The sequence below is a fragment of the Ramlibacter sp. MAHUQ-53 genome (genome assembly GCF_052600055.1).
In genome coordinates, this window is record NZ_JBQWTS010000024.1 from 1 (window position 1) to 296 (window position 296).

At 51.4% G+C, this 296-nt stretch carries 1 protein-coding gene; it reads left to right on the forward strand.

Annotation, left to right across the window (positions count from 1 at the left end):
* Positions 1 to 296: hypothetical protein (locus ACT80S_RS19135; protein WP_445323095.1), on the forward strand; the 296-nt coding region annotated here is incomplete at both ends.

Here is a 296-nt window from a genome sequence, read left to right on the forward strand (position 1 = left end):
CGATATCGGCGCGGAAAGCAAAGAGCAAGCTACGGAGTTCGGCGTTCGCCCGGGCGACTCCATCGTACCGGTTTGCGAATTTACTGTGATGAAAAATGAAAAACTGCTGATGGCCAAAGCATGGGATAACCGCATCGGCTGTGCCATCGCGATCGATGTGCTGAAGCAATTGGAAAACGTCGAGCATCCGAATACCGTTTATGGTGTCGGCACTGTTCAAGAGGAAGTCGGCTTACGCGGAGCGAAAACGGCCACAAATATCATTCAACCTGATATCGGTTTCTCGGTTGACGTAG